Origin of the sequence: Blautia sp. HCP3S3_C12 (assembly GCF_052064155.1) — a bacterium.
Taxonomy (GTDB): Bacteria; Bacillota; Clostridia; order Lachnospirales; family Lachnospiraceae; genus Blautia_A.
Genome location: NZ_JBQHWC010000003.1, coordinates 1 through 23,156, shown reverse-complemented (window position 1 = coordinate 23,156; position 23,156 = coordinate 1). Strand labels below are relative to the sequence as shown.

Genomic DNA, 23,156 nt, shown 5'->3' with positions numbered 1-23,156 from the left:
GGCACATGGCAGAGAATGTATTTGAAGCGGTCAAGCAGTCGGTCAGCACCAGAGAAGCGGCAGCGTTTTATGGGATCGAGGTCAAACGAAATGGTATGGCCTGCTGTCCCTTTCACGATGATAAGAACCCCAGCATGAAGGTAGACCAGCGGTTCCACTGCTTTGGTTGCGGTGAAGATGGGGATGTGATCGACTTTACCGCAAAGCTCTTTAACCTCTCCCCAAAAGAAGCGGCGGAGAAACTGGCACAGGACTTTGGCCTGATCTATGACAGTCAGGCCCCGCCCCGCAGGAGATATGTCCGGCAAAAAACCGAGGCACAGAAGTTTCGGGAGAATCGACAGCGCTGTTACCGTGTACTGTCCGATTACTACTATCTGCTGAAAAAATGGGAAGCCGACCGTTCTCCCAGGACACCGGAGGAAGAACCGCACCCCCGCTTTGTGGAAGCAATCCAGAAGAAACCCTATGTAGAGTACCTGCTGGACCTTTTTCTTTATGAAAGTGAAGAAGAACAAAAGGCATGGATTGCAGAACACACAGCAGAAATCACACACTTGGAAAGGAGATTGAAAATCATGGCTGAGAACAAACCCACCAACCGAGAACGGCTAAGGGAAATCACAGATGGCATCGAGCAGGGCATCAAAGAACTGTTTGAGAGTGAAAAGTATATGCGCTATCTGTCCGTCATGTCCCGCTTCCACCGCTATTCGGTAAACAACACCATGCTCATCTATATGCAGAAGCCGGACGCCACATTGGTAGCCGGATACAATAAGTGGAAAGACCAGTTTGAGCGTCATGTAAAAAAGGGCGAGCATGGCATTACCATCATCGCCCCAACACCGTACAAGAAGAAAATCGAGGAGCAGAAGCTGGACCCGGATACCAAGGCTCCGATTCTGGATAAAGACGGAAAGATCGTCACAGAGGAAAAAGAAATCGAGATTCCCATGTTCCGCCCAGTCAAGGTCTTTGATGTGAGTCAGACCGACGGGAAACCTTTGCCGGAGCTTGCTTCCTCCCTTTCCGGCAATGTGCCAAATTATGAGGCATTCATGGAGGCCCTGCGCCGCAGCGCACCGGTGCCGATTACTTTTGAAGCAATGGCCGCCGATACGGACGGCTATTTTTCTGCCGATCATCAGAAAATTGCCATTCGTCAGGGCATGAGCGAGGTGCAGACGGTTTCGGCCACAGTACACGAGATTGCCCACAGCAAGCTCCATGACCCTAAAAAATATGAAATGCTACCGTCATGGAAGGTTGTGCAGGAGAGTGAAGGTGGAACCAAGCATGATTTCAAGTTGGATTTTGCCACAGAAAAAGAAGCCGAACAGTTTGCTTCTGATATGGATTGGCGTTATGTGGACGAAAATCAGTTTGAATGGCGTCTTGCAGTTGAGGAAGATGCAACCGCAGAAAAACAGGCAATCAAAAACCGTCACACGGAAGAAGTGGAGGCTGAAAGCATCTCCTATGCAGTCTGCAAATATTTTGGCATCGAGACAGGAGAAAACAGCTTTGGCTATATTGCCAGTTGGAGTCAGGGCAAGGAACTGAAAGAGTTGAGAGCCAGTTTGGAGACCATCAACAAAACCTCCGGCACTTTGATCTCCGACATTGAGCGCCACTATAAGGAAATCTGCAAAGAGCGCGGAATCGACCCTCATGCAAAGGTAGAGCCGGAAACCGCCCCGATAGAGCAGCCAGCAGATGCCATTAAGGTATCTGATAGGCTGCCGACCGGCGATCTGACCTACTATGTAGCAGAGTGCATGGAATTTCCAAACCTCGGAAAATACCACGATAACCTGTCTTTGGAGGAAGCAATCCGTATTTATCAGGAGATTCCGGCAGAACGAATGAACGGGATCAAGGGCATTGGTTTTGAACTGAAAGACGGAAGCGACTATGAAGGACCGTTTCCGATTTTGACCGGGCAGACCATTGACCTGGACACTATTCAGGCAATCGACTATTACCGTGACAATCCGCTGGTACAGAAAGCGGTAAAGGAACTGGCTGCGGCAATGCCGGAAATGGAAGTGCTGGGGGCGGACGCCAATCAGCAGGAGGCTTTGTTTCTGATCGACAATGCCATCTATCTTCATATCCAGTCCTGTGACAGCGGCTGGGACTATACCCTTTACGATGCCGCATCCATGAAAGAGTTGGATGGTGGTCAGCTGGATATGCCGGGGATTTCCCGCATGAAGGCAGTTCTCCAGATTTGTGATGACAACGATTTGGACAGAGACTCGGTAAAATACGCACCGTTGTCCATGATTGAGACCTTGCAGGAAGCCGCCTACCAGCAGATGCAGGCAGAGGCCAGTCAGATGGCTGCTTCTTCCCAGCTGCCGGAAGCACAGGAGCAGGCGCTGGATGAATACCCAACGCCGGATGAGCAGGTCTCTACACCGGATATGCAGGAATACGGATACTCCTATGATGGGATGCTCCCTGTTACCAGAGAACGGGCGCTGGAACTGGATGCCGCTGGTTTGACTGTCTATGTGCTGCATGAGGACAATACGGAGAGTATGGTATTTGACTCGCAGGAAATCATGGATCATGGCGGCCTTTTCGGTGTGGACCGTGAGGAATGGGAGAAAAGCCCTCAGTTCCACGAAAAGGTCATGGAGCGCCAGGAACATCAGCAGGAACGGGAACAGGCATTTCTTGCTCAGAACAGAGATTGCTTTGCCATCTATCAGGTGAGCCGTGACGATCCACAGAATGTGCGCTTTATGAATCTGGACTGGTTAAAGTCCCATGCCATTTCCATAGACCGCAGCAATTATGATCTCATTTACACTGCTCCGCTGAGGGAGTCTGGCACGGTACCGGAGCAGCTGGAAAAACTATATGAGCAGTTTAATCTGCAAAAACCGGCGGATTTTCACAGTCCTTCTATGAGTGTCAGTGACATCGTTGCGATCAAGCAGGATGGTAAGGTATCCTGTCATTACTGTGACAGTGTTGGTTTTACCCAGATCCCCGGATTCCTGCCGGAAAATCCGCTGAAAAATGCGGAGATGGCCGTGGAGGACGATTACGGCATGATCGACGGTATCATCAATAATGGCGCAAAAGAGCCTACGGTGGCAGAGCTGGAACAGCAGGCCCGCAGCGGTCAGCTCATTTCCCTGATGGATCTGGCTGCCGCTGCCCATCGGGAGGAACGGGAAAAGAAAAAGTCCGTCATGGAGCAGCTGAAAAGCCAGCCCAAGGCAGAACACAAAAAGATAGCGCCAAAAAAGAGTGCGGAAAGGGAGATTTGATATGGGAAACTTTACTTTTGAGGAAATGAACCTGATGTGCATTTACAATACCGGCAGCCGTACCGGACTGATCGACAGCCTGCGTGAGATGCGCGGCGAGCTGGCCCCGGAGGAAACCGAGCTGCGGGAGTTGACAGACAGCGCACTGGGCAAGCTCCAGGCCATGAGTGATGCCGAGTTTGCCGAGCTGGAGTTGTACCCGGACTTTGACCAGTAAACACCATAATCGCAGGGATGGGGTGGCAATATGCCACCCCACCTCTTTACCCCAAAACCGAAAGGAGGACAGGACACTATGCCAACCAAAGCTGAACTATATGCACAGATGGCGGAGAAGGTGACAACGCAGCTCACGGGGAGTTGGCAGGAATGGGCAGGGTTTCTCACTACTGCTTCCCGCCTTTACAAGTACCCGTTCCATGAGCAGCTGATGATCTATGCCCAGCGACCGGACGCCATCGCCTGTGCGGAGTACGATTTGTGGAATGAAAAGATGGGCCGGTATGTAAGGCGCGGTTCCAAAGGGATTGCTCTGGTGGACGATTCCGGGGACAGACCTCGCCTGCGTTATGTCTTTGACATTTCCGACACCGGAACCCGTGAACATTCCCGCACTCCCTGGCTGTGGCAGCTGGAGAAGCGCCATCTGGATTCCGTGCAGGCCATGCTTGAGCGCACCTATGATGTTTCCGGTGATGACCTTGCCGGACAGCTCACGGAGGTAGCCGGAAAACTGGCTGAGGAATACTGGACGGAGCATCAGCAGGACTTCTTCTATATCGTTGACGGTTCCTTTTTGGAGGAATATGATGAGTTTAACATCGGAGTACAGTTCAAGGCAGCAGCCACCGTCAGTATCACTTACGCTTTGATGTCCCGCTGTGGACTGGAACCAGAACGCTACTTCGACCACGAAGATTTCATGGCGATCTTTGATTTCAATACCCCGGCAACTATCGGGGCGCTGGGAACAGCGGTCAGTCAGATTAACCAGCAGGTGCTGCGGCAGATCGGCGTTACCGTCCGAAATGCAGAGCGCGAAGCCAACCAAGAAAGGAGCAAGCAAGATGAACAATCCCATGACCTACATCCAGAACGGAGACTATCAGATTCCCGACCTGAAGCTGAGCCAGCAGCGGTCGAAACCCCTGGGCAAGTACGGCAGGATGAGGAAAACCTACCTGAAGGAACATCGTCCCATCCTCTACAACCAGATGCTGCTGAGCGAGAAGTTGTACCAGCACCTTCTGGAGATCGACGAGACCGCCCAGAGCAGACTGGAGCAGATGATGCCCCAGCTGGCGAAAGAAGCGGGAGCCACCGAGGAACTGAAAGCCAGCGATCCCATGAAGTGGGTGGGGCTGATGAACACCTGCAAAGCCCAGGCAGAGGAGATCCTGATGGCGGAGCTTATCAACAGCTGACCCTAAACCTGTTCCTCTCCGAAGCGGAGCAGATCCAATCCATAGATGAAGCAGAGAATGTAGCGCATACATCCTCTGCTTTTTCTTTTGCCCAAAATGATATTGACCATGTGCTGCGTTTGGGAGGCAATACAGATCGTCAGAGAGAGCGTGTGGTTGCAGCCTTTGAAAAGCAGAAAACCACCGCTGAGATTGCCGAGATACTGAAAACGCTGTATCACGGCGGTAACGGCCTTGGCAGTGTGAGTGCATGGTATGCCGAGGATGGTATCCATCTTTCCCACGGGAAGTTTGTCCGTTATGACAGGTCTGCCCAGGTCATTTCCTGGGAGAGTGCCGCAGAGCGTATCGGGGAGCTTTTGAAAAGTGGTCAGTTTGCCTCCAATGTGGAGCTTGCAGAAGCGGCAGGCTATGAACGCTCCCTTCTCTCGGAAAAGCTCTGGCATCTGTATCACGATCTCAGCGAGGACGCCAGAAAAGCCGGATATTTGTCCTGCCTGTCAGAGATCAAAGGCAATGGTTTCCCAGAGGAGACCCGCCGCCTGACGGAGCAGCTGAGTGACCCGGCTTTCCGCCAGACACTCAAGGAAGAATACGCCGCCTTCTGGACTGCCTATCAGCAGGATCGTGACCTGTTGCGTTTTCACTATCACAGACCAAGGGAGATCTGGGAGAACCTGAAGGACCTTAACCTGCCACGCAGGACCTTTTCTTCAGACCTTTCCCAAGTGCCAACCGTTCAGCACTTCATTACCGAGGATGAGATCGACGCCGCTATGACCGGCGGCAGCAGTTTCGCCGGAGGAAAAGGCCGTATCTATGCGTTCTTCATGGCAAACCATACGGATAAGGAGAAAGTGAGATTCCTCAAAGACGAGTATGGCATTGGCGGACGCTCTCATGCCCTGTCCGGCGCAACACACAGCGGCGAAGATCACGATGGGAAAGGACTGCACTATAAAAAGCAGGACTGCCCGGATGTTCACTTGAACTGGGAAAAGGTTGCCAAGCGCATTACCTCACTTGTCCAGAAAGACCGCTATCTTACCGAACAGGAACAGGCACAGTATGACAAGATCCAGTCTGAACAGGAACTGGCCGAAGAAGATGCCATTCAAGCCCAGCAGCCGGAGATGGATGAAGAAACACCAAAGCCTACCCTTGGGGAGCAGTTTGAGCAGTATAAGCCTGTGGTGACTGCCGCTATTTCCGAGGATGCCGCATACCGCAATGCCTGCGGGCATTCTGACCGTGAAAATGCTGTCATCGAGGGTAATGCCGCTGTGCGCCGTGCAGTCCTTGGTTCTAAGGATATGGAGCTGATCCGACTCTATTCGGATGTGCCGGAGTTCCGTCAGCGTTTACACCGGGAAGTGATCGACGAGACCTATCCAAAGCTCCATGAGCTTCTGCGCCCTCTTTCTCAGGAAGATATTGATACTGCCCTTTGTGCATGGAACGGCAATATCGAGAGTAAACACGCTGTTGTCCGCTATATGAAAGACCATGCAAGAGAAAAAGATACCGCCGCATGGCTGGCTCAGGAATACGGCGGCAGTAACAGCAACAGCCTGTTCGTTGTCCGTGCCGGCAGCCCGGAGGAAACGCAGCTGCCCTGGCCGAAGGTACAGCGCAGGCTTGCCCAGCTCATTCAGGAGGACCGGTTCTATACCGAAGAAGAACAGGACCGTTTTGACGACATCGACCCAATCGCCATCCGGGAAGCTCTGGAGGAAAGAGGGATTGTCAACGGCCAGGTGGCAGACCCGGAAAAACTGGACAATGATCCGTTTATCCAACAGGTGATGTCGGATGTAGAGCAGATCGCAGCTGCTGAGACAGAGCAGACTTCCGAAGTTGCTATTTCCGATGAGGAATATGATGCAGTTCGCCGCCCAACTCCGCAAAGAACATCCTATGACCCTGCTGCCCTGGTCTATGCCGTGGGCGATACCGTGTATATCGAGGATGACGCCTATCAGATCACCGAGCTGCGTGAGGACACCGTACAGCTTCTGCCCACCGGGATGGTATATCCCATCTACCGGGCAGAGCGCAAAGAACAGTTCGAGCAGCTGCTTCGGGCAGACCGCCGCAATGCTTACTATACCGAGTTTCTTCCTACTGACCCGGACAAGGCAGATCAGGACTTGCGGGATGTATTGGCTCATGGACTGATGGATGAAGCGGATAAAAAGAAGATTTCCACGCTGCTGCAATCCGGCAGGAGCAACAGCGAGATTGCCTACTGGCTGAGCAGAGCCTATTCCGGTGAGATCGAGACACTGAATCTGGAGACCGGCGATATTGCCGATTACCGTACCACGGCACAGGGCATAGAACTGGAAGTCATGGATGCAGAGGAAAAGCGTCTGGCTATGCTGTATTTCCGCTGGGATGAGGTTGCGCCTTTGCTGCGCGGGATGTATGCCCGTCAGCAGGACGGTTTTGGACAGGAACAGCCCCAACCGGCTACCGAATCCCCAACCTTCCATTCCGAGACCATGGCCGTCTATCCGGGCGATAAGAACAATCTGCCTTATGATGTGGTGGTGGAACGACTGCATATCGAGGAGCCGGAGCCACCAGCCCCTGTGACTGAGCCGGAGAAAACCTTTGAGGAAGTGCTGGACGAACACCCGGTTTCCATTCAGGTCAATGGCCAGTGGCAGACCTTCCCCAATGCCAAAGCTGCCGAGAAAGCCTCCTATGAGGAATACAAGGCTAACCTGCGCCGCAATGCAAAAAACTTTCGCATTACCGATGAGCATTTGGGCGAAGGCGGTCCGAAAGCCAAGTTCCAGGCAAATGTCAATGCGATTCGTTTGCTGAAAGAGCTGGAAGCTGCCGGACAGCAGGCGAGCCCCGAACAGCAGGAGGTTCTTTCTCGATACGTGGGCTGGGGCGGTCTCTCTGATGCGTTTGACCCGGAGAAACCGGCATGGGCTTTAGAGTATGCCCAGCTAAAAGAACTGCTGACCCCGGAGGAATATGCCGCCGCCAGAAGCTCTACCCTCAACGCCCATTACACCAGCCCTACGGTCATTCAGGCCATCTATGAAGCGGTGGACCGTATGGGATTTGAGACCGGAAATATTCTGGAGCCGTCTATGGGTGTGGGCAATTTCTTTGGTATGCTGCCGGAGAAAATGCGAAACAGCCGTCTGTACGGCGTGGAGCTGGACCCTGTTTCCGGGCACATCGCAAAGCAGCTCTATCCCAAGGCGGACATCACAGTAGGCGGCTTTGAGACCACCGACAGGCGTGACTTCTTTGACCTTGCCATCGGCAATGTGCCGTTCGGTCAGTATCAGGTCAACGACAAAGCCTACAACAAGTTGAATTTCAGTATTCATAACTATTTTTTTGCCAAAGCACTGGACCAGGTGCGTCCCGGCGGTGTGGTAGCTTTTGTGACCTCTCGATATACCATGGACGCCAAGGATTCCACCGTGCGCCGATATCTTGCCCAGCGTGCTGAGCTGCTGGGAGCTATCCGTCTGCCTAATGACGCGTTCAAAAAGAATGCCGGTGCCGAGGTGGTATCGGACATCATCTTCTTCCAAAAGCGGGACCACCCGTTGGACATCGTGCCGGAATGGACCCAGACCGGACAGACGGAGGACGGGTTTACCATCAACCGGTATTTTATCGACCATCCGGAAATGGTGCTGGGCAGACAGGAGCCGGTAAGCACTGCACATGGTATGGACTACACCGTGAACTCCATCGAGGGACTGAAGCTTTCCGACCAGCTGCATGATGCTGTGAAGTACATTCATGGCACTTATCAGGAGGCAGAGCTGCCGGAGCTGGGCGAAGGCGAAGCCATTGACACCTTCATTCCTGCCGATCCTAATGTGAAGAACTATTCCTATGCCATTGTAGACGGGCAGGTGTACTACCGGGAAAACAGCCGCATGGTGCGCCCGGATCTCAACACCACCGCAGAAGCCCGCGTAAAAGGTCTTGTGGGACTGCGTGATTGTGTGCAGGAACTGATCGACCTTCAGATGGATGCAGCGGTTCCGGACAGCACCATTACCCAAAAGCAGGCGGAACTGAACAGCCTGTATGACAGCTTTTCTGAAAAATATGGCCTTATCAATGACCGTGCAAACCGACTGGCCTATGCAGATGATTCTTCCTATTACCTGCTCTGTGCGCTGGAAGTCATCGACGAGGACGGAAAGCTGGAACGCAAGGCAGATATGTTCACCAAACGGACCATCAAGCCCCATCAGGCGGTGGCTGTGGTGGATACGGCAAGTGAAGCACTGGCGGTGTCCATCTCGGAAAAAGCCTGCGTGGATATGGACTATATGAGCCAGCTTACCGGAAAAACAAAAGAAGAACTGGCCGGAGAGCTGCAAGGCGTCATCTTCCGTATACCGGGACAGTTGGAGCAGGACGGAACGCCCCATTATGTGACTGCTGATGAATACCTCTCTGGCAATGTACGCCGCAAACTGCGTCAGGCGCAGCGGGCGGCACAGCAGGACCCGGTTTATGCAGTCAATGTGGAAGCTCTTACCGCCGCCCAGCCCAAAGACCTGGATGCGTCGGAGATTGAGGTGCGTCTGGGCGCTACCTGGATCGACAAAGAGTACATCCAGCAGTTTATGTACGAGACCTTCAACACCCCGTTTTATCTCCAGCGCAGTATCGAGGTCAACTATTCGTCCTTTACCGCTGAATGGCAGATCAAGGGGAAATCTTCTGTATCCTACAACGATGTGGCAGCTTATACCACCTATGGGACCAGTCGTGCCAATGCCTACAAGATTTTAGAGGACAGCCTGAACCTGCGGGATGTCCGCATCTATGACACCATAGAGGATGCAGACGGAAAAGAGCGCCGCGTGCTGAACGCCAAGGAGACCACCCTGGCGGCTCAAAAACAGCAGGCGATCCGGGAAGCCTTTAGGGACTGGATCTGGAGAGACCCGGAGCGCCGCCAGACTTTGGTGCGTCAGTACAACGAAGAAATGAACTCTACCCGTCCCCGCGAATATGATGGAAGCCATATCACTTTTGGGGGCATGAACCCGGCCATTACCCTGCGGGAACACCAGAAAAGCGCCATTGCCCATGTGCTGTATGGAGGAAATACCCTGTTGGCACATGAAGTAGGCGCAGGCAAAACTTTTGAGATGGTGGCCGCTGCGATGGAAGCCAAACGCCTGGGACTGTGCCAGAAATCTCTCTTTGTGGTTCCCAACCACCTGACTGAGCAGTGGGCATCGGAGTTTCTGCGCCTCTATCCTTCTGCCAACATCTTAGTCACAACCAAAAAGGACTTTGAGACCCATAACCGCAAGAAGTTCTGCGCCCGTATTGCGACCGGTGACTACGACGCCATCATCATGGGACACAGCCAGTTTGAGCGTATCCCCATCAGCCGGGAGCGTCAGGAACGGCTTCTCTATGAGCAGATCGACGAGATCACCGAGGGTATCGCAGAGGTGCAGGCCAGCGGCGGCGAGCGTTTTACCGTCAAGCAGCTGGAGCGTACCAGAAAGTCTCTGGAAGCCAGACTGGAAAAGCTGCAAGCCGAGGGGCGAAAAGATGATGTGGTAACTTTTGAGCAGCTGGGTGTGGACCGGCTGTTTGTGGACGAGGCCCACAACTACAAGAACCTGTTTTTATACACAAAAATGCGGAATGTGGCTGGTCTTTCCACATCGGACGCGCAGAAATCCTCCGATATGTTTGCCAAGTGCCGCTATATGGATGAGATCACCGGAAACCGTGGCGTGATCTTTGCCACCGGTACACCGGTCAGCAACTCCATGACCGAGCTTTACACCATGCAGCGTTATCTTCAATATGAACGCCTGCAAGAACTGAACATGACCCACTTCGACTGCTGGGCTTCCCGATTTGGGGAGACCGTCACAGCATTGGAGCTGGCACCGGAAGGCACCGGATACCGGGCAAGAACGAGATTCAGCAAGTTCTTTAATCTGCCGGAGCTGATGAACCTGTTCAAAGAAGTGGCGGACATTAAGACTGCCGACCAGTTAAATCTCCCTACCCCGGAAGTGGAGTACCACAACATCGTGGCGCAGCCCACCGAACATCAGCAGGAAATGGTCAAGACCCTTTCGGAGCGCGCATCGCTGGTACACAGCGGAACTGTTGACCCGTCCCAGGATAACATGCTCAAGATTACCTCGGATGGCCGTAAGTTGGGGCTTGACCAGAGGATCGTCAACCAGATGCTGCCGGACGAACCTGGCACAAAGGTCAATCAGTGTGTGGACAACATCATGCAGATCTGGCGGGACGGCAAAGCTGACAAGCTGACCCAGCTGGTGTTCTGCGACATTTCTACACCACAGGCCAAAGCTCCTGCAAGCAAGGCGGCGAAAACGCTGGATAATCCACTGCTTCACGCATTGGAAGGCGCTGTGCCTCTGCCGGAACAGGAACCGACCTTTACGGTATATGACGATATTCGTCAGAAACTCATTGCTCAGGGGATGCCTGCCGACCAGATCGCTTTTATCCATGAAGCCAATACCGAAGTGCGGAAAAAGGAGCTGTTCTCTAAAGTCCGTACCGGTCAGGTTCGTGTCCTTTTGGGCAGCACCGCCAAGATGGGCGCAGGCACCAATGTGCAGGACCGTCTGGTGGCACTTCATGATCTGGATTGTCCGTGGAGACCCGGAGACCTTGCCCAGAGAAAGGGGCGTATCGAGCGTCAGGGCAACCAGAACCCCCTTGTTCATGTGTACCGCTATGTGACCGAGGGAACCTTTGACGCATACCTCTGGCAGACAGTGGAGAACAAGCAGAAATTCATCAGCCAGATCATGACTTCTAAATCGCCGGTGCGCTCCTGCGATGATGTGGATGAAACCGCCCTCAGTTTTGCAGAGATTAAGGCTTTGTGTGCCGGAGACCCCCGTATCAAAGAGCGTATGGATTTGGATGTGGAGGTATCCCGCCTGAAGCTGATGAAAGCCGACCACCAGAGCAAGCAATATCGTCTGGAGGACCAGCTGCTCAAATACTTCCCGGAGGAGATTGAAAAGCACAAAGGCTTTATCAAGGGCTTTGAATCCGATCTGGAGGTTTTGACAGCTCACCCGCACCCGGAGGACGGTTTTGCTGGTATGGAGATTCGTGGAGACCTGCTGACCGATAAGGAGAACGCCGGTGCAGCCCTTTTGGATGCCTGCAAGGAGGTCAAAACCTCCGATCCGGTGCAGATCGGCAACTACCGGGGTTATGCCATGTCCGTGGAATTTTCCGCTTGGAAACAGGAGTATACGCTCCTGCTGAAAGGACAGATGACCCACCGGGCAACCCTTGGTACAGACCCTCGCGGAAATCTTACCCGTATCGACAATGCCCTCGCCCAGATGCCCCAGCGTCTGGAGGCGGCAAAGGCCCAGCTGGATAACCTCTATCAGCAGCAGGCTGCCGCAAAGGAGGAAGTCGGAAAGCCATTCCTTTATGAAGAAGAACTGAGAAGCAAAAACGCCCGTCTGGTGGAGCTGGATACCCTGCTCAACATCGACGGAAAGGGGCAGGCACACACTGAGTCTGTTGTTGCCAAAAGCACACGGCCTTCGGTGCTGGATAACCTAAAACGCCCGGTGCAACCCCGCAGTACAGACAAGAAACCAAAACAGCATGAGGAGGTGCGGTAACATGAATACTAACGATCTGAATACAGCTCTTTATGAAAAGATGGCTGCCGAACAGGACAAGTTCCGGGACTGGCTGAAAAGCCAGCCCCCGGAAGAAGTCTTAAACCATGCCTATGAGTACACCACCCGCGAGGACATCGTGATGGCAATGGAGGAACTGGAGTTGACCGACACCCAGGCTCAGGCACTTTTGGAATCTCCCTCTCCATTGGCGGATGTGTACCGCTATTTTGAAAAGCTGGAGACCGGCTATATGGGTGTGATCCGGGACAGCATTGAAAGCCGTGCCGACGATGTGTGCAGAGCCAAAGAGGAACTGCGAACAACACCGGTCTATCCCCATTCAGCTGCCTATGCGAGAGAACATGGGGGGCTGGAGCAGTACCGAGCTTCCAACAATGTAAATCGCCAATGCAAGGAGTCTATTGAAGCGGCGGTGCGGGAGCACTTCGACGGAATGTATCTCAGCCACGATGCGGCAAAGGGTGTGATCGAGACCTATGGCATGGAGCGTGTGTCTATGGTTCTGTCTAACACGGTCCAGCTCCAGGACTGGGATGGGCGCTACTCCCGACGCAACAAAGAATGGGCTAAGACCATTCCTAATGATAATCCCGAAACCGTCCGTTGTGGTTATGCCTTAAACAGCCACCCTGCTGTTCTGGATGGTTTTATTGATCTGGTGCGTGAAGAACAGCAGCGCAGCCGTACCCAGAGAGAAAAGCTGGAACCGTCCCGTCCCTCAGTACGGGATAAGCTCAAACAGGAACTGCCCGCCCATAAGTCTGCCGCCCCGAAAAAATGGGAGCCGGAGCGATAACCATGGCAAAGCGCAAGCGGGATGTTCCGGTTTTGTTTTGGGTGTCCGCAGAAGAACTGGAACTGATCCATCAAAAGATGCAGCAATACGGGACAGAGAATTTGAGCGCTTATCTGCGGAAAATGGCGCTGGATGGTTATGTGGTCAAGCTGGAACTGCCGGAGCTGAAGGAGTTGGTCTCCCTGATGCGCCGAAGCAGCAACAACTTGAATCAGCTGACCCGTAAAGTGCATGAGACCGGACGGGTTTATAATGCTGACTTGGAGGATATATCCCAGCGGCAGGAACAACTGTGGGAGGGAGTGAAGGAAATCCTTACCCAACTCTCCAAACTTTCATAACAGGGATAGATACTCCATTTGCGGAGGGAGGAACGGCATTTCTTCGCCGCACCTTCCTCCGCTTTTTCTTTTTGTCTGTATCCTTGTCTTTTGACTGTCCGTACCGGATAATATGAGTAGAATAAGAAGCGTAGTAAAGGAGTGAAAACAGATGCTGACCTTTGAAAAGGTGCTGGAGATTTTTGCGGATTACCTGACCGCAGACGAGACCATAGAAGTTTATATCAGCCGCCATGGATGTGTAAGAGTTGAATTTGACCAAGATTTTCACTATTGCTCTGGCGAGGTGTGCCATACTCCCAAGGAACTGTTCGACCTCTTAGCCGATGATTACCGGACTTATCTGGAGATTGAACTGACCAAAGGAAAACGGGAAGTGACGGAAGATGATGAGAGAGAAGCGGATGCCCTGTGCAAACGGCATCTGGAGCGTTGGAAGGAGGAACAGGAATGAAGATTTTGAAATGTCTGCTGATGATCGTAACTGCACCAGTCGTTTTGGTGTTGACGCTTTTTGTCTGGCTCTGCACGGGGCTAATCTATATATCCAGTCTGGTGCTTGGTCTGCTCAGCACGGTAATTGCTCTGCTTGGCGTGGCTGTGCTTATTACCTATTCCCCGCAGAATGGTGTGATTTTACTGGTTATAGCTTTTTTGATTAGCCCGATGGGATTGCCGCTTGCGGCGATCTGGCTGTTGGGTAAGGTGCAGGATTTGAAATTTGCGATCCAGGATTGGATGTATGGGTAAATGATGTGAATAAATCTGGAATGAAAAGAAGCAGGACAATGGGAGATGAGACCCAGTGCCCTGCTTCTTGGTTATTTGGAATGAACGGTAGTGTATTTCTGGTTTTTGCTTTTGGGTTTGTCTGGAAACATCATTTCAAGTTTACCAGAAGATAATAAAGGCTTGAGGTAATATTTGCTGAAGTGAGAACGGCTGGAAACATCAATATATGCTTGCATTTCATCTCGACTTTTAGGGTCTGCACAAAATTCCAATAGCAAGTTTTGCTTGCTGATCACAGATGTATCATGTGCGGCATCATGTGCTGTATCATGTGCGGAAGCACCGCACATGATGTAGTTTACATTTTTCAAGATGACTCTGAAATCTGTCGGTGTTGAGGAAAATTCGGGCTTATATGCCTCTGTGTATCCAGGCAGCTTTTCAGTTTCACTGACGATTTTGCGCAGACCACTTCCACGGCGTTCCATGTACTTCATGCGGTGGAACAGGTCAGCGATCACAGGGTTTCGTCGCATCGAACGAATACTGTAAATATCGTATTCCTGAATTGAGCCGCCGCCAAACATACCGCCCGGAGATGTGATTTCCACCCGATCATCAAACATATCAATGTGGACTTCGCTGCCAAGCACAATATAATCACGATGGATGAGAGCGTTGACAAGAGCCTCTGTTACAGCTCGTTCAGCATAATCCGGCTTGTCTACCCGATACTGAGCTTCTTTGACAAAACGGACTTTGGAATTATTGCGAATAAATTCACTGCCGCTTTTCAGTAAATAAATCAAATTCCCCTCGTATTCCTTATCGTCCAGCGCATCATCAAAGATAGAGCCTTTTTCCAAGCCATTCCACCGGGTACAGAACATACGGGAGTTATAAACTGTGTGCTGATCGGTCATGAGCTTTCCGGCATTGGTCAAGAACCCATTTTTGTCAGCCAAACCGAAGGAGACATAATCGGATGGCTCGAAGCGGAGGCCGGTTCGTTCCAGATAGGTTGCCTCCAGGAGTGTGAAGCTGTAATCCTTTTTCACAGCTTCTGTTGTTAAGGTGTCAAAGGACTGATTGGTTCCCTTTAAGATCAGTTCATTCACAATGTAATCCGGTGCAATTACGCTTTCATTTCCAACACGGATGTATGCCTCCATCACGCCGTCTGCCTTGTAATAGTATGGGGTGCTGCGGCCAGAAGAAACCTCCAGAGCCAACAGGTTTTTACCATCTTCCTGCAATGGCTTTAAGATAAACTGCGGTAATGGTGTGATACGTTCTTTGATTAAGCGGCTGATCGCTTCAGCATCCTTTTGAACATCGGACAAGCCGATAGGCTCCCGGTCATCAGAGACTCCGAAAAACAGAGTGCCGCCGATCCCATTGGAAAAGGCACTGACACTTTTTAACCAGCTTTTTGGCTTTTTTGTTTCGAGAGCAACTTTGAAATCACATTCCGTTGCTTCGGCAATGAGCTGTTCTATCATAAAATCCCTCCCTTGAGGTTGTAGAATGTTCTTTTTTATTATACCCAGCGGAGAAAGTTATTGCAACGATAGAAGCAAAGAGTTCAGCGAAAAAATATTTATGAGAGGAGGGCCTTCTATTATGGCAACTACAAGAATCATGCCGCTTCATGTTGGCAAGGGTCGCACAGAAAGTCGGGCAATCAGTGACATCATCGACTATGTAGCAAATCCACAGAAAACAGATAACGGCAAGCTCATTACCGGCTATGCGTGTGACAGCCGGACTGCGGATGCGGAGTTCCTTCTGGCAAAGCGGCAGTACATTGCCGCTACTGGACGAGTGCGTGGCGCAGATGATGTGATTGCCTATCATGTGCGCCAGTCCTTCCGCCCTGGTGAGATTACCCCGGAAGAAGCAAACCGGCTGGGCGTAGAATTTGCAAAGCGTTTTACTAAAGGCAATCATGCCTTTGTGGTCTGCACTCATATAGACAAAGCCCACGTTCATAATCACATTATCTGGTCATCGGTCAGCTTAGAATATGACCGGAAGTTCCGCAATTTTTGGGGCAGCACCAAGGCGGTTCGTCGGCTAAGTGACACCATCTGTATTGAGAATGGACTGTCCATTGTAGAGAATACGAAACTTCACGGAAAGAGCTATAACAAATGGCTGGGCGATCAGGCAAAGCCCTCTCACCGAGAGCTGCTGCGAGTAATGATTGACTGTGCGCTGGAGCAGAATCCAGCGGACTTTGATGCGCTGCTGAAACTGCTTTCCGAAATGGGCTGCGAGGTATCCCGGCGCGGGAAAGCGATCCGGCTCAAAGCACCCGGCTGGAAGAATGTAGCCCGCATGGATGACAAGCTGGGGGCCGGGTACAGTGAAGCGGAAATTCGTGCGGTGCTGGCCGGAGAAAAACAGCATACGCCCCGTAAAAAAAACGTCGTGCAGCCGGAGCCGCCGAAGGTCAATCTACTGGTGGACATTCAGGCAAAATTGCAGGCCGGAAAGGGTGCTGGCTATGCTCGATGGGCCAAAGTTTTCAATCTGAAGCAAATGGCGCAGACCATGAATTACCTGTCAGAGCATAACCTGCTGGAGTATGCGGTTTTGGAAGAAAAGGCTACGGCTGCCACGGCACATCACAATGAACTTTCGGCGCAGATCAAAGCGGCTGAAAAGCGCATGGCAGAGATCGCTGTTCTGCGTACTCACATCGTAAATTATGCCAAGACCCGTGAGGTCTATGTGGCATACCGCAAGGCGGGTTACTCTAAGAAATTCCGGGGGGAATATGAGGAAGAAATTCTGCTCCACCAGGCTGCTAAGAATGCCTTTGATGAGATGGGAGTCAAGAAGCTTCCCAAGGTCAAAGAGTTGCAGACGGAGTACGCGAAATTGCTGGAAGAAAAGAAAAAGACCTATGCCGAGTACCGGCGTTCCCGTGAGGAAATGCGGGAGCTTTTAACGGCAAAGGCAAATGTAGATCGAGTGCTGAAAATGGAGGTAGAACAGGATGTTGAAAAAGAAAAAGACCACGGCCAGCGGTAAGCTGGTTCTGGTCAAAAGCGTTCGCAGAACGCGCAGCCACAGAATGAAATTCTGTGTTCAAAGGGGCTTGGGGGCGCTGCCCTCAACAAGCAAGCAGAGAGGAAAATCACAAAGGGATTTTCTTCTCTGCGGGCCTGTGTGTATTAACACAGGCATTGCTTGCCACTTTTGTTCGCAAACAATATCCGTATCCTTTACACGATGATTTACTTTTATTATCATAGTCGTAATAAGTATATAAACTACTTACATATAAGCACCTAAAATATGAAAGGGCTGATAAAATGATGACCTTTGAAAAGGTTTTAGAAGTATTCAACGATTACCTAAATAAAGATAGTGTTTTGGAGGTGGTGAACACTAAGCGAGGATACACCGTTATGATTTGGGATGAAAAAGATGAGCAATGGTTTGGTGTGGAACATTGCAAAGCCCCCGAGCTTTTACGGGATGCCTTACTTGATGGCTATCGTGATTTTTTAGAGCAACAACTTACTCATAACCGCAGGAGTTTAACCGAAACAGAAATCTTAGATATTCAAAACCGATGTGAACAGCTTTATGATTTGTGTGGAGAATAAAAAAATAACCTAAAAAGTGCGATAGCCTGTGTAGGTGTCGCACTTTTTTCAGTTGGCTTGGCTTACGAAAACAGCGTTAATTATTCCGCAGTTTCTCTTGCCTTTTTCAAGCCTTGAGCCGTAGCTTCCATCACGATAAGCTCCTTTTCTTCCATATCATTCAACAGTACATCAACTTGTTTGCGGCGATTGTTGTCGCCATCTTCATTGCATGGAAAAAAGAACTGGTCTACAGAGATGTCAAGCAAGGTAGTAATGAGATAAAATTTGTTAAGCCTTGGGTGCTGCCCCCTGTTCTCTATATACATAATAGAGCGTGGCGTAAGGTCTACCAGTTGGGCAAGATATTCCTGTGTCCACCCTTTTGCTTCCCGAGCTTTTTTTATCGCTATACCTAACGGCTTAAAATCAAGTTTTCTTTCATCTTGGTACATTTTAATATCATCCTATATCATTGTACATTTCGGGTGATGATATTTGAACGAAGTATGATTTTATGTTTAGTAGTGTATAATTTCGTATTAGTGGAGAGAAACTTGCTATTATTCGTCATTCCGTATATAATAATTATATACTCTTTGCGAAAGGAAGTTGATATTATGAATTACATTTCTGTGAAAGCCGCTTCTGAAAAATGGGGCATATCGGAAAGACGGATACAAAAATTATGTGAGGAAAATCGCATTGACGGAACTGAAAAATTTGGTCGTGCATGGATGATACCAAAAGATGCAGAAAAACCCGTTGATGGACGTATGAAAACAAGGAACAAACAGGAGGAGAATCATGGAATTTAATGAAAAGCTACAACAGCTTAGGACTGGAAAGAACTTAACGCAGGAACAACTTGCGGAGCAATTATATGTATCAAGAACAGCCATTTCAAAATGGGAAAGCGGCAAGGGTTACCCTAACATTGAGTCGCTCAAGTGTATTTCTAAATTCTTTTCTGTGACCATAGATGAACTGCTATCGGGCGAAGAACTGATTACACTTGCCGAAACTGAAAATCGTTCCAACTTGAAAAAAATTTACAGTTTCATTTATGGAATATTAGATATGATGGCGGTTACTTTTATACTTTTGCCGTTGTATGGTAACCTTGTTGACGGATATATTTATTCTGTCAATCTACTTTCATTTACAGACACTACCCCAATATATCTTGCAATCTATTGGATTGTTTTTATTGTTTTGATTGCACTTGGGATAGCGAAACTGATGTGTGTTTGTTTTGAAAAGGAATCATGGAGCAACATAATCACAAAATGCTCTCTCGTGCTGAGTACGCTTTTTATTTGCTTCTTCGCTGCGGCAAGACAACCCTATGTAACCGCCCTTATGTTTCTGCTATTTGTTGCTAAAATATTTGTCTGGATAAAGCAAACCCAAACAAAGTAAAATGCCATAAACCCTTTAAAATAGGCTCTGACACGATAAGTGTCGGAGCTTTTTTCGTGCTGACATCTATTGTGTCGGCATTGTGACGGTAGATTTCTTGGCTTCTATGCAATACTCGTGGATAATAAGATTGTGGTCAGCGAAAACAAGAACAGCAACCCACGGAAAGGAGAATCAAATATGGATTATATCATTGAAACAGAAAATCTTACGAAGCGATACGGAACAGCCACCGTTGTCGATAAGGTAAATCTTCATGTGCCAAAGGGCAAAATTTATGGTTTGCTCGGCAGAAACGGAGCAGGCAAAACCACAGCAATGAAAATGATGTTGCAGCTTGCTTTCCCAACGGAGGGAACGGTACGCTTGTTTGGCACAAACTATAAGGAAAATATCCATACCCTTTATAGCAAAGTAGGCTCTATTATCGAAACACCGGGATTTTACAGTAATTTAACAGGGTATGAGAATTTGCAAATTCTCGCTAAACTGCGAGGGGGAGTATCTAAAAGTGGAGTAGAAAAAGCTCTTGAAGTTGTGGGGCTGCATAAGGAGAAAAGAAAAGTCTTTTCCGATTATTCCCTCGGAATGAAGCAACGGCTTGGTATTGCCGCCGCCATTATGCACGAGCCGGAGCTTTTAATACTTGACGAACCGATTAACGGACTTGACCCCATTGGAATAGTTGAAATACGCTCATTTTTATCTGAACTTAGTCACAATCATGGCATTACCATTTTTATCTCAAGCCATGTTTTAAGCGAGATTGAACAGATAGCAGATATTATCGGCGTTATGCACGAGGGGCATTTAGTAGAGGAAGTGAATATATCCGAGCTTCACAAAAGGAATCGAAAATACATTCAATTTGATTTATCTGACAGTGAGATAGCCGGAAAGATTTTAGAAAACCACTACCACATGACGGATTTTACAGTGCAGGACGGTACGGTGAGAATTTATGACTTTAGCCAAAGTGTTGGAGAAATCAATCGAGAATTTGCACGAAATGGACTGCTCGTGACAAGGATAAATGATAGTGAGGAAAACTTAGAGGACTACTTTTCTAAACTGATTGGAGGTGGCGGTATTGCTTAATCTTATTTCTTGTGAATTATTAAAACTAAAGCGTTCAAAAATGGTGCTAATTAGTGTGGCAGGGGTATTATCTACCCCACTTTTGATGTTAATAGAAGCCTTGCAAACACATTTTGATAAGCCGGAGATTATCTTTACCTTGTCTGACATATACAGCGACAGTGTACTGTATATCATGCTGCTGGTAAACATTATGATATATGTGGCAATTGCAGCTTACTTGTTTAGCAGAGAGTACACAGAAAGCACCCTCAAAACCATATTGCCCATACCCATTTCAAGGACAAAACTATTAATTGGAAAATTTTGCACCCTGCTTCTTTGGATTGTTATGCTAACCCTTGTAACATGGGCAGGTATATTTATCGTTTGTGGGCTATATGACGCTGTCTTTACATTGGAGGGATATAGCTTACTAGTGGCAATAGTATGGCTCCCCAAGTTTTTGTTTGGCAGTATCCTGATGTTTTTAACAGTTTCTCCTTTTGTGTTTGTTGCTATGAAAACAAAAGGATTTGTCGCCCCGATGATTGGCTCTGCCGTGATTGTCATGGGAAGTGCCGCACTTTCAAATCAAGAATGGGGAGCGTTGTATCCGTGGACAGCCACCTATTTCTTGGTGCAGGGTAAACTTCAGAGTACCGGCTATCCTACACTGCTGTCTGTATCTATTATTATTCTTGTATCAGCAGTTGGTTTTCTTATGACCTTTCATCATTTTAAAAAGGAGGATTTGAAATAATGGTACTTGATTTTATAGAAATTTTAAAAGTTATTTTTCTTGGAATTGTTGAGGGTATTACTGAGTGGCTACCTATCAGCAGCACAGGACATATGATTCTTGTGGACGAATTTATCACACTTAATATGAGCGAAGCATTTAAAGAAATGTTTTTTGTTGTTATTCAACTTGGAGCTATACTCGCAGTGGTTGTAATGTTTTGGAACAAGATGTTTCCCTTTCAATTTAAGAACAAAGCACAGTCAATTGTTAAAAAGGATACTTTCTCGTTGTGGTTCAAGGTTGCGGTAGCTTGTGTACCGTCAGCTATTATGGGGATTCTATTTGATGATTATTTGGATGCTTACCTCCAAACCCCCATTGTGATTTCAATCATGTTAATCTTTTATGGTTTGTTATTCATTCTCATAGAAAATTGGAATAAAAAGCGTACTCCTACTACTATGGCACTTTCTGACATCAGCTATAAAACAGCAATCTTGATAGGGGCATTTCAAGTGTTATCACTTATACCCGGCACATCACGGTCGGGAGCAACGATTATAGGTGCTTTACTCATAGGAGTTTCACGAGTGGCAGCAGCAGAGTTTACTTTTTTCCTCGCAGTACCTACTATGCTTGGAGCAAGTGCTTTTAAGCTGTTAAAATTCGGGTTTGAATTTACAAGTGCAGAACTGCTCGCTCTTGTTCTCGGTATGGCTGTGGCATTTGCGGTATCTGTCTTAGTAATTAAATTCCTAATGAACTTTATCAAAAAACATGATTTTAAGGTGTTTGGTTGGTATCGAATTGTGCTTGGTATACTTGTTGTACTTATAAAATCTTAATAATGCGTTTTCTTTGTGCGCGAATAAAAATGCCAGCTGGTCCTTAAGATCAGCTGGCATTTTTGTTTCTGGGGATGGAAAACAACCCAGAGATTCTCGTTGTCGATCTCCTCCTGATTTTAGTTTGCATGGTGAATTTTGCAAATTGAATCTACAGGAGGTTAATAATGGGATTTAATTATGGATATGAGAAAAAGAAGTTTGATAGTAGATGGAAGCGTTTAGAAGTTGAGTATTGTGATGCAGGGATGAGCGAAGAACAGATTGCTGCCATGAAAGAATATGACTGGGCATGGTTTTGCAGTCAAAGGGTTTTTCAAAACCATACGCAACCAATACCTTGTGAACAATATGATGAAGTATGTGGTCAATCACAGCTGTTCCGAAAGTTTGCATCGTTATCTTATCAATGGGATGTTGATAAGATTGATCAAACGCGATATGGATGGTTGGCTTCGGTGGAAAACGAACAACTACTGTTGAGATTGAAGAAGCTGTCGAAGAAAGATTTGGAGCTATTGACATTACTTTTTGTGGATGGTTATCGTCAAATTGATGTAGCACGTCTTTGGCATTGTTCCAGAAGTGCTGTTGCACAAAGATTTAAAAAAATAAAAAAATTTTTGAATAACACTTAACAAATGAAGCGTATCAGTGCCTACCCATTGAGGGAAGAACATTCTCCCAATGTGGAGCTTGACAATTTCATAGACGGCATTTCCGGTACATAACCTATGTACGAGCGAATCAGGCACGCCGCGAAGATGGACAGCCCCAGGAGGTGATGAATAGGACTGTTCCGAGCGATCCACGTCAGCCTGATACCCGAAAGTGGCATTTCAGGGCGCGATGACTGCATAGGGGTTAAAGATACTTCCTCACGGCCTCCTAAAGACTTGGGGGGAACTCTGCGGCGCACGAGTAAAACGACGCTGTGGAGTTATGACAGCCGCGCCAGCGGAGACCGGAATGTCCCCATCGCCAGGGGTGCGTGGCAAATGTGGCGAGTAAATTTTTCAAAGTCAGATACCATGCGCTGGCAGCTTCGGTTGCCAGCGCATTCATGTGATTTTGAAAGCAACAACCACATCTTTGACAGAAAGGGGGACCCCTGTGTGTTAGGATAGATGTCAGTGAAGCTTGAAAGTTTTTGTGGTAGTATATAGATAGCTATCACGGGAAGGAGCTTTCACTATGAAC

The 23,156-nt window shown here is 48.9% G+C and carries 19 protein-coding genes; 16 read left to right on the top strand and 3 right to left on the bottom strand.

Annotation, left to right across the window (positions count from 1 at the left end; translation table 11 throughout):
- Positions 1 to 5 precede the first annotated feature (5 nt).
- Together ACTNDS_RS04155 and ACTNDS_RS04150 are read left to right on the top strand one after the other, a co-directional pair.
- A complete protein-coding gene (locus ACTNDS_RS04155; RefSeq protein ID WP_441033885.1) occupies positions 6 to 3,290 on the top strand; it encodes a YodL domain-containing protein in 3,285 nt (1,094 codons plus the stop codon).
- Position 3,291: 1 nt separating this feature from the next.
- Entirely contained in the window at positions 3,292 to 3,507 is a 216-nt protein-coding gene (locus ACTNDS_RS04150; RefSeq protein WP_002576226.1) for a transposon-transfer assisting family protein, read from the top strand.
- Positions 3,508 to 3,603: 96 nt separating this feature from the next.
- Here ACTNDS_RS04150 and ACTNDS_RS04145 read toward each other — a convergent pair whose 3' ends face one another.
- Positions 3,604 to 4,371, bottom strand: a complete 768-nt coding sequence (locus tag ACTNDS_RS04145; RefSeq protein ID WP_235713679.1) for a hypothetical protein — start codon at positions 4,369 to 4,371, stop codon at positions 3,604 to 3,606.
- Between ACTNDS_RS04145 and ACTNDS_RS04140 the strand changes: the two genes are divergently transcribed.
- The 6 genes from ACTNDS_RS04140 to ACTNDS_RS04115 all read left to right on the top strand — a co-directional run bounded on the left by ACTNDS_RS04140 (position 4,370) and on the right by ACTNDS_RS04115 (position 14,286).
- Entirely contained in the window at positions 4,370 to 4,714 is a 345-nt protein-coding gene (locus tag ACTNDS_RS04140; protein WP_235713685.1) for a TnpV protein, read from the top strand. The genes ACTNDS_RS04145 and ACTNDS_RS04140 overlap by 2 nt on opposite strands.
- A 776-nt stretch (positions 4,715 to 5,490) precedes the next feature.
- Positions 5,491 to 12,375 (top strand): SNF2-related protein, encoded by a 6,885-nt coding sequence (locus ACTNDS_RS04135; RefSeq protein WP_441034245.1) that lies wholly within the window; start codon positions 5,491 to 5,493, stop codon positions 12,373 to 12,375.
- 1 nt (position 12,376) lies between these two features.
- Positions 12,377 to 13,195 (top strand): DUF3849 domain-containing protein, encoded by an 819-nt coding sequence (locus ACTNDS_RS04130; protein WP_373729882.1) that lies wholly within the window; start codon positions 12,377 to 12,379, stop codon positions 13,193 to 13,195.
- A gap of 2 nt (positions 13,196 to 13,197) precedes the next feature.
- The gene (locus ACTNDS_RS04125) at positions 13,198 to 13,536 is read left to right on the top strand and encodes a plasmid mobilization protein (RefSeq protein WP_003526263.1); all 339 of its coding nucleotides are present in this window, start codon (positions 13,198 to 13,200) and stop codon (positions 13,534 to 13,536) included.
- Positions 13,537 to 13,687: 151 nt separating this feature from the next.
- On the top strand, positions 13,688 to 13,990 hold the full coding sequence (locus ACTNDS_RS04120; RefSeq protein ID WP_007045794.1) for a hypothetical protein: 303 nt from the start codon (positions 13,688 to 13,690) through the stop codon (positions 13,988 to 13,990).
- Positions 13,987 to 14,286: a CD1845 family protein gene (locus ACTNDS_RS04115; RefSeq protein ID WP_119636351.1), complete on the top strand. Its 300-nt coding sequence runs from the start codon at positions 13,987 to 13,989 to the stop codon at positions 14,284 to 14,286. Before ACTNDS_RS04120 ends, ACTNDS_RS04115 begins: the two co-directional genes overlap by 4 nt.
- Positions 14,287 to 14,357: 71 nt before the next feature.
- Here the strand turns inward: ACTNDS_RS04115 and ACTNDS_RS04110 are convergent, their stop codons facing one another.
- Positions 14,358 to 15,770 carry an ATP-binding protein gene (locus ACTNDS_RS04110; RefSeq protein ID WP_119636352.1) on the bottom strand — a complete coding sequence of 471 codons (1,413 nt, stop codon included), beginning with the start codon at positions 15,768 to 15,770 and terminating at the stop codon, positions 14,358 to 14,360.
- A 121-nt stretch (positions 15,771 to 15,891) separates the two neighbouring features.
- Here ACTNDS_RS04110 and ACTNDS_RS04105 point away from each other — a divergent pair, with 121 nt between their 5' ends.
- Together ACTNDS_RS04105 and ACTNDS_RS04100 are read left to right on the top strand one after the other, a co-directional pair.
- Positions 15,892 to 17,307 (top strand): relaxase/mobilization nuclease domain-containing protein, encoded by a 1,416-nt coding sequence (locus ACTNDS_RS04105; protein WP_119636353.1) that lies wholly within the window; start codon positions 15,892 to 15,894, stop codon positions 17,305 to 17,307.
- Positions 17,308 to 17,591: 284 nt separating this feature from the next.
- On the top strand, positions 17,592 to 17,888 hold the full coding sequence (locus ACTNDS_RS04100; protein WP_002576327.1) for a hypothetical protein: 297 nt from the start codon (positions 17,592 to 17,594) through the stop codon (positions 17,886 to 17,888).
- 80 nt (positions 17,889 to 17,968) lie between these two features.
- Here ACTNDS_RS04100 and ACTNDS_RS04095 read toward each other — a convergent pair whose 3' ends face one another.
- The gene (locus ACTNDS_RS04095) at positions 17,969 to 18,322 is read right to left on the bottom strand and encodes a helix-turn-helix domain-containing protein (RefSeq protein WP_002576326.1); all 354 of its coding nucleotides are present in this window, start codon (positions 18,320 to 18,322) and stop codon (positions 17,969 to 17,971) included.
- A gap of 165 nt (positions 18,323 to 18,487) precedes the next feature.
- Between ACTNDS_RS04095 and ACTNDS_RS04090 the strand changes: the two genes are divergently transcribed.
- The 6 genes from ACTNDS_RS04090 (at position 18,488) to ACTNDS_RS04065 (ending at position 22,594) form a co-directional block, all read left to right on the top strand.
- Entirely contained in the window at positions 18,488 to 18,685 is a 198-nt protein-coding gene (locus ACTNDS_RS04090) for a helix-turn-helix domain-containing protein (RefSeq protein ID WP_009246557.1), read from the top strand.
- Positions 18,675 to 19,289: a bacitracin resistance transcriptional activator BcrR gene (bcrR, locus tag ACTNDS_RS04085; protein WP_002576325.1), complete on the top strand. Its 615-nt coding sequence runs from the start codon at positions 18,675 to 18,677 to the stop codon at positions 19,287 to 19,289. Before ACTNDS_RS04090 ends, bcrR begins: the two co-directional genes overlap by 11 nt.
- Before the next feature lie 180 nt (positions 19,290 to 19,469).
- Entirely contained in the window at positions 19,470 to 20,387 is a 918-nt protein-coding gene (bcrA, locus tag ACTNDS_RS04080) for a bacitracin ABC transporter ATP-binding protein BcrA (protein WP_002576324.1), read from the top strand.
- The gene (locus tag ACTNDS_RS04075) at positions 20,380 to 21,129 is read left to right on the top strand and encodes an ABC transporter permease (RefSeq protein WP_002576323.1); all 750 of its coding nucleotides are present in this window, start codon (positions 20,380 to 20,382) and stop codon (positions 21,127 to 21,129) included. Before bcrA ends, ACTNDS_RS04075 begins: the two co-directional genes overlap by 8 nt.
- Positions 21,129 to 21,956 (top strand): bacitracin resistance undecaprenyl-diphosphatase BcrD, encoded by an 828-nt coding sequence (gene bcrD / locus ACTNDS_RS04070; RefSeq protein ID WP_002576322.1) that lies wholly within the window; start codon positions 21,129 to 21,131, stop codon positions 21,954 to 21,956. Before ACTNDS_RS04075 ends, bcrD begins: the two co-directional genes overlap by 1 nt.
- Before the next feature lie 167 nt (positions 21,957 to 22,123).
- A complete protein-coding gene (locus tag ACTNDS_RS04065; RefSeq protein WP_002576321.1) occupies positions 22,124 to 22,594 on the top strand; it encodes an RNA polymerase subunit sigma-73 in 471 nt (156 codons plus the stop codon).
- Positions 22,595 to 23,156 lie beyond the last annotated feature (562 nt).

Excerpts from the sequence above, each read along its gene's own strand:
- ACTNDS_RS04155 (WP_441033885.1), top strand. The coding sequence starts at position 6 with ATGGCAGAGAATGTATTTGAAGCGGTCAAGCAGTCGGTCAGCACCAGA.
- ACTNDS_RS04150 (WP_002576226.1), top strand. The coding sequence starts at position 3,292 with ATGGGAAACTTTACTTTTGAGGAAATGAACCTGATGTGCATTTACAAT.
- ACTNDS_RS04140 (WP_235713685.1), top strand. The coding sequence starts at position 4,370 with ATGACCTACATCCAGAACGGAGACTATCAGATTCCCGACCTGAAGCTG.
- ACTNDS_RS04145 (WP_235713679.1), bottom strand. The coding sequence starts at position 4,371 with ATGGGATTGTTCATCTTGCTTGCTCCTTTCTTGGTTGGCTTCGCGCTC.
- ACTNDS_RS04135 (WP_441034245.1), top strand. The coding sequence starts at position 5,491 with ATGACCGGCGGCAGCAGTTTCGCCGGAGGAAAAGGCCGTATCTATGCG.
- ACTNDS_RS04130 (WP_373729882.1), top strand. The coding sequence starts at position 12,377 with ATGAATACTAACGATCTGAATACAGCTCTTTATGAAAAGATGGCTGCC.
- ACTNDS_RS04125 (WP_003526263.1), top strand. The coding sequence starts at position 13,198 with ATGGCAAAGCGCAAGCGGGATGTTCCGGTTTTGTTTTGGGTGTCCGCA.
- ACTNDS_RS04120 (WP_007045794.1), top strand. The coding sequence starts at position 13,688 with ATGCTGACCTTTGAAAAGGTGCTGGAGATTTTTGCGGATTACCTGACC.
- ACTNDS_RS04115 (WP_119636351.1), top strand. The coding sequence starts at position 13,987 with ATGAAGATTTTGAAATGTCTGCTGATGATCGTAACTGCACCAGTCGTT.
- ACTNDS_RS04110 (WP_119636352.1), bottom strand. The coding sequence starts at position 15,770 with ATGATAGAACAGCTCATTGCCGAAGCAACGGAATGTGATTTCAAAGTT.
- ACTNDS_RS04105 (WP_119636353.1), top strand. The coding sequence starts at position 15,892 with ATGGCAACTACAAGAATCATGCCGCTTCATGTTGGCAAGGGTCGCACA.
- ACTNDS_RS04100 (WP_002576327.1), top strand. The coding sequence starts at position 17,592 with ATGATGACCTTTGAAAAGGTTTTAGAAGTATTCAACGATTACCTAAAT.
- ACTNDS_RS04095 (WP_002576326.1), bottom strand. The coding sequence starts at position 18,322 with ATGTACCAAGATGAAAGAAAACTTGATTTTAAGCCGTTAGGTATAGCG.
- ACTNDS_RS04090 (WP_009246557.1), top strand. The coding sequence starts at position 18,488 with ATGAATTACATTTCTGTGAAAGCCGCTTCTGAAAAATGGGGCATATCG.
- bcrR (WP_002576325.1), top strand. The coding sequence starts at position 18,675 with ATGGAATTTAATGAAAAGCTACAACAGCTTAGGACTGGAAAGAACTTA.
- bcrA (WP_002576324.1), top strand. The coding sequence starts at position 19,470 with ATGGATTATATCATTGAAACAGAAAATCTTACGAAGCGATACGGAACA.
- bcrD (WP_002576322.1), top strand. The coding sequence starts at position 21,129 with ATGGTACTTGATTTTATAGAAATTTTAAAAGTTATTTTTCTTGGAATT.
- ACTNDS_RS04065 (WP_002576321.1), top strand. The coding sequence starts at position 22,124 with ATGGGATTTAATTATGGATATGAGAAAAAGAAGTTTGATAGTAGATGG.